This window comes from Allobosea sp. (assembly GCF_036675845.1).
Taxonomy (GTDB): Bacteria; Pseudomonadota; Alphaproteobacteria; order Rhizobiales; family Beijerinckiaceae; genus Allobosea.
In genome coordinates this window covers 1-5,189 of sequence record NZ_JAKFED010000160.1, presented here as the reverse complement: position 1 = coordinate 5,189, position 5,189 = coordinate 1, and the positions used below count along the sequence as shown (strand labels likewise).

Annotated in this window: 6 protein-coding genes; 3 read left to right on the top strand and 3 right to left on the bottom strand. The window is 69.4% G+C overall.

All coding sequences use genetic code 11. The features are described 5' to 3' along the window. Both V6M56_RS18105 and V6M56_RS18100 read right to left on the bottom strand, forming a co-directional pair. Positions 1 to 1,290: FAD-binding oxidoreductase (locus V6M56_RS18105; RefSeq protein WP_332685556.1), on the bottom strand; the 1,290-nt coding region annotated here is incomplete at its 3' end. A 20-nt stretch (positions 1,291 to 1,310) separates the two neighbouring features. Then, positions 1,311 to 2,639: a class I SAM-dependent RNA methyltransferase gene (locus tag V6M56_RS18100; protein WP_332685555.1), complete on the bottom strand. Its 1,329-nt coding sequence runs from the start codon at positions 2,637 to 2,639 to the stop codon at positions 1,311 to 1,313. Between the two features lie 118 nt (positions 2,640 to 2,757). Between V6M56_RS18100 and V6M56_RS18095 the strand changes: the two genes are divergently transcribed. The 3 genes from V6M56_RS18095 to V6M56_RS18085 are packed head-to-tail and all read left to right on the top strand — an operon-like array spanning position 2,758 to position 4,885. Beyond that, positions 2,758 to 3,801, top strand: coding sequence for a cysteine synthase A (locus V6M56_RS18095; RefSeq protein ID WP_332685554.1), 1,044 nt, complete (start codon positions 2,758 to 2,760; stop codon positions 3,799 to 3,801). 5 nt (positions 3,802 to 3,806) lie between these two features. Continuing rightward, positions 3,807 to 4,379 (top strand): hypothetical protein, encoded by a 573-nt coding sequence (locus V6M56_RS18090; RefSeq protein WP_332685553.1) that lies wholly within the window; start codon positions 3,807 to 3,809, stop codon positions 4,377 to 4,379. An 11-nt stretch (positions 4,380 to 4,390) separates the two neighbouring features. Then, positions 4,391 to 4,885 (top strand): MOSC domain-containing protein, encoded by a 495-nt coding sequence (locus tag V6M56_RS18085; protein ID WP_332685552.1) that lies wholly within the window; start codon positions 4,391 to 4,393, stop codon positions 4,883 to 4,885. A gap of 26 nt (positions 4,886 to 4,911) precedes the next feature. Here V6M56_RS18085 and V6M56_RS18080 read toward each other — a convergent pair. Then, positions 4,912 to 5,189, bottom strand: a 278-nt coding sequence (locus V6M56_RS18080) for an SLC13 family permease (protein WP_332685551.1), incomplete at its 5' end; no start/stop codon positions are given.

Genomic DNA, 5,189 nt, shown 5'->3' with positions numbered 1-5,189 from the left:
GCCGATGCCGTGCTCGGCCGAGATCGAGCCGTGCAGTTCGCTGACGATGGCGTGGACGGCGGTGTTCATCGCGTCCCAGCCGGCGAGATAGGCCGCCTTGTCGGCGCCGACCGGCTGGCTGACATTGAAATGGATGTTGCCGTCGCCGAGATGGCCGAAGGGCACCGGCCGACAGCCGGGCACCAGCTCCTCGACCCTGGCGGTGGCACGCCTGAGGAACTCCGGCATCGCATGCAGCGGCACCGAGACGTCGTGCTTGATCGAGCCGCCCTCATAGGTCTGCACCTCGGACAGCATCTCGCGCAGCTTCCAGAGATCGGCGCGCTGGCCGAGCGAGCCGGCGAGCACCGCATCGGTGACCAGCCCCTCCTCCATGGCCTCGCCGAGGAAAAGCTCGACGGCTTCGCTCAGCCCGGCATCGGCCTGCGCCGAGACCTCCATCAGCACATACCAGGGCGAAGGCTCGAAGAGCGGATCGCGGGCGCCGCTGGCATGGCGGATGACGAAGTCGAGGCCGATGCGCGGCATCAGCTCGAAGGTGGTGAGCGTGCCGCCGGCGCTGGCCTTGGCCTTGTTGAGCAGCGAAAGCGCGGCTTCCGGACCCGGCACGGCGAGGAAGGCGGTGGCGCGCGCCGCCGGCAGCGGGAAGAGCTTCAGCACCGCGGCGGTGATGATGCCCAGCGTGCCTTCCGAACCGATGAAGAGGTTCTTCAGGTCGTAGCCGGTATTGTCCTTGCGCAACTGCCGCAGCCCGTTCCAGACGCGCCCGTCGGGCAGAACGACTTCGAGCCCGAGGCAGAGCTCGCGGGCGTTGCCATAGGCGATCACCGCTGTGCCACCGGCATTGGCCGAGAGATTGCCGCCGATGGTGCAGGAGCCTTCGGAAGCGAGCGAGAGCGGGAAGAGCCGCCCGGCGGCTTCCGCCGCCTCCTGCGCCTTCTGCAAGATGACACCGGCCTCGACGGTCATGGTGTCGCCCGCGACATCGACCGAGCGGACCCTGTCGAGCCGCTGCAGCGACAGGATGATCTCCCGGCCTTCGGCGACCGGGACCTGGCCACCGACCATGCCGGTATTGCCGCCTTGCGGCACGACCGTCGCGCCGGTCTCGCCCGCCCACTTCATCAGGGCCGAAACCTCGGCGACGGAGCCCGGCCGCACCACCGCCTGCGCCTTGCCGTGGAAAAGACCGCGCGGCTCCTTGAGATAAGGCACCATCGCATCGGCATCGGTGATGACATTCTTCGCACCGACAATGCCGGCCAGAGCTTCGATAACGGGCGCGCTCATCCTGCCTCCAGGGCGATCAACTATCTGCGGCCGCCGGCAGCCTTGCGGAAGACGCCGACGAGTTCGATGTGGGCGGAATAGCGGAACTGATCGACCGGCGTCACGCGCTCCAGCGCATAGCCGCCCGCCAGCAGAAGCGCCGCATCGCGCGCGAAGCTGCCGAGATCGCAGGAGGCATAGGCGATGCTGGCGACCTTGGAGGCCGCGAGCCGGCGGATCTGCGCCTCGGCTCCGGCGCGGGGCGGATCGAGCACGACGGCGTCGAAGCCGGCGAGCTCATGCTCCAGCAGCGGCCGGCGGAAGAGGTCGCGGGCCTCGGCCGTGATCGGCTTCAGGCCCTGCGCCTGGCCGGCGCCGCGCAGCAGCGCCTGCACCGCCGCCTTGTCGCTCTCGAAAGCGGTGACATGGCAGCGCTCGGCGAGGCGGAAGCTGAACGGGCCGCAGCCGGCGAAGAGATCGGCGACGCGCTTCGCCTTGGGCAGGGCCGCGAGCACGAGCCCGGCCAGAGCCTCCTCGCCGCGTGCGGTCGCCTGCAGGAAGCCGCCCGGCCCCGGCGTGACGGTGGCCTTGCCCATCAGATGGAAGGGAGAGCGCCTCTCGACGATGATCTCGCCATGCATGGCAAGTCGCGCCAGGTCGAGCCGCTCGGCCGCCTCGGTCAGCGTGCGGCGCAGCGCATTGCCGGCCGGGCCATGGCCGCGGATGTCGACGTCGAGCCCGGCTTCGGAAGCGGTGATCTGCAGGTCGAGCGGCTTGTTCGAGCCGCCGAGCCGGTTGGCCAGCAGCTGCGCCACGGCGGGCGCCCGCGCCAGGCCGGGCGCCAGCACCGGGCAGGCCTCGACCGCGATGAGATCGTGGCTGCGCGCGGCCATGAAGCCGATGCGCATGCCGTCGCCCTCGCGCCTGGCATGGAAGGTGACGCGCCGGCGCCCGGCGCCATGGGCATCGAGCGGCAACTCGACCGCGACCGCGATCCCGGCCCGCCCGAGCGCGGTCGCGACCTGCTGGCGTTTCCATTCGGCATAGAGCCCCTCGCCCATATGCTGAGCGACGCAGCCGCCGCAGCGGGTGAAGAGCGGGCAGATCGCGGCGATGCGCGAGGCCGAAGGCGTCAGGATCTCGATAGCTTGCGCCCGCTCGCCGTCGCGCACGGCGCGCACGCTCTCGCCCGGCAGGGCGAAGGGCACGAAGACCTGGCCGTCCGCCGTATCGGCCACGCCGTCGCCGCGCTGGCCGAGCCGCGCGATCGTCAGGGTTTCGTTCATGGCAAGGGCGGGCATGTGCGTCCGGATGGTGACCAGGGAGAAGGCGTGGCCTATCAGTTCCGGTCCCAACAGGGAAATCATCATCTCTTTTCGGGGAAATTTGGAAGAGTTATCCCGTGATGCGGCCGGCAAACCGATTATGGTTGCGGCCCGCTGCGACTTGCCGGTGTCGAACCGGCGGCAGGCCAAAGAGGAAACGGCCATGACTATCCGCCAAGGCGTCGTCGAAGCGATCGGCAACACCCCCCTGATCCGGCTGAAGCGCGCCTCGCAGGAAACCGGCTGCGAAATCCTCGGCAAGGCCGAGTTCATGAATCCCGGACAATCGGTCAAGGACCGCGCGGCGCTGGCCATCATCCGCGATGCCGAGAAGCGTGGGGCTCTGCGCCCCGGCGGCGTCATCGTCGAGGGCACGGCCGGCAATACCGGCATCGGGCTGGCGCTGGTCGGCAATGCGCTGGGCTACCGCAGCGTGATCGTCATCCCGGAAACGCAGAGCCAGGAAAAGAAGGACATGCTGCGGCTCGCCGGCGCGACGCTGGTCGAGGTCCCGGCGGTCGGCTACGCCAATGCGAACAACTATGTGAAGGTCTCCGGCCGCCTCGCCGAGGAGCTGGCGAAGACGGAAGCCAACGGCGCGATCTGGGCCAACCAGTTCGACAATGTCGCCAATCGGCAGGGCCATCTCGAGACGACCGGCCCGGAAATCTGGGCGCAGACCGAAGGCAAGGTCGACGGCTTCATCTGCGCCGTCGGCACCGGCGGGACGCTGGCCGGCGTCGCCATGGCGCTGAAAGCTCTCAATCCGAAGGTCCGGATCGGCCTCGCCGATCCGATGGGGGCGGCGCTCTATTCCTACTACACCACGGGCGAGCTCAAGGCCGAGGGGACCTCGATCACCGAAGGCATCGGCCAGGGCCGGATCACCAGGAATGTCGAGGGCGCGCCGATCGACGTCGCCTTCCAGATCCCGGACGAGGAGGCGATCCCGCTCGTCTTCCAGCTGCTTGAGGAGGAAGGGCTCTGCCTCGGCGGCTCGTCAGGCATCAATGTCGCCGGGGCGATCCGGCTGGCAAAGGAGCTCGGCCCCGGCCACACCGTCGTGACCATCCTCGCCGACTACGGCACGCGTTATCAGTCGAAGCTGTTCAATCCGGAATTCCTGCGCTCGAAGGGGCTGCCGGTGCCGGGCTGGCTCGAACGCGATGGCGGGCTCAAGGATGTGATGGCCAAGGTGATGGCCTAAAAGCCATGCTGCTCGACCGGCAGACGCTTGCAGGCATCACCGAGGGCAGGATCACCGTCGTCCTGCGGCGCTGGCGCCGGCCGAGAGTCCGGAGCGGCGGCAGCCTGACGACGGCCATAGGCGTGCTGGCGATCGAAACCGTCGAGCCGATCTCCGAAGCCGAGATCGATGACGAACAGGCGAAGGCTGCCGGCTTCGCCTCGCGAGACGCCGCGCTCGCGAGCCTGGCCGGGCGGGAGGGCGAGCTCTGCCGCATCCGCCTGCACCTCGCCGGCCCCGATCCGCGGCTGGCACTGCGGGAGATGGCGGAGCTGAGCGATGACGAGGCGACAGCTCTCACCGGGCAACTCGCACGGCTCGATGCGCGCCGCTCGTGGACGGGGGCCACACTCGCCCTGATCGCAGCCCATCCCGGCCGCCGCGCGCCGGAACTCGCCGCGCTGCTCGGCCTGGAGACTCGGGCCTTCAAGCAGGATGTCCGCAAGCTCAAGGCGCTCGGGCTGACCGAGAACCTGGAAGTCGGCTATCGGCTCTCGCCGCGCGGGCAGGCCCTGCTGTCGCGCCTCGCCGCGGGCTGAGGGCGGAACTCGTGCTCAACCCGGCCTCGCCACTCGCCCGCCTGATCGAAGCGCCGATGCGGCCGGGGCGCGTCGTATGGATCGGGCTCAGGCCGGCGCGGCGCGCCGCGATGGCGATCGTGGAGCTCGCGACACTGGACCCGGCGAAGGGCCTGATCGGCGATCGCTACCGCAGCCGCACCGGCGGCGCGCGCCATGTCACGCTGATCGAAAGTGAGCATCTGGCGGCCATCGCCAGCCATCTCGGTCTCGCGGCGGTCGACCCCGACCAGCTCCGGCGCAACATCGTGGTAACCGGCATCAACCTGCTTGCCCTGAAGAATCGCCGCTTCCGGATCGGCGGGGCCACGCTGGAATGGAGCGGCGATTGCCATCCCTGCTCACGCATGGAGGAGACCCTGGGAACAGGTGGCTACAACGCCGTGCGCGGCCATGGTGGCATCACCGCACGCGTGCTTGCCGGCGGCGAGGTGAAGCTGGGCGACGCCGTAGTCCGGCTGGCATGAGGACCGCGTGAAGGGCCGGCCGCGGCTCAGCGCAGCGGCCAGACCCAGAGGATCAGCGGCACGGCTAGCAACACCACCTGCAAGGACAGCGGTGCGCCGAGGCGGGCATAATCGCCGAAGCGATAGCCGCCCGGCCCCATCACCAGCGTGTTGCACTGGTGGCCGATCGGCGTGAGGAAATCGCAGGCGGCCCCGATCGCCACCGCCATCAGGAAGGCGTCGGGATTATAGCCCAGCGTCTTGGCGAAGCCGGCCCCGATCGGCGCCATCACCAGCACCGTCGCGGCATTGTTGAGGAAGGGCG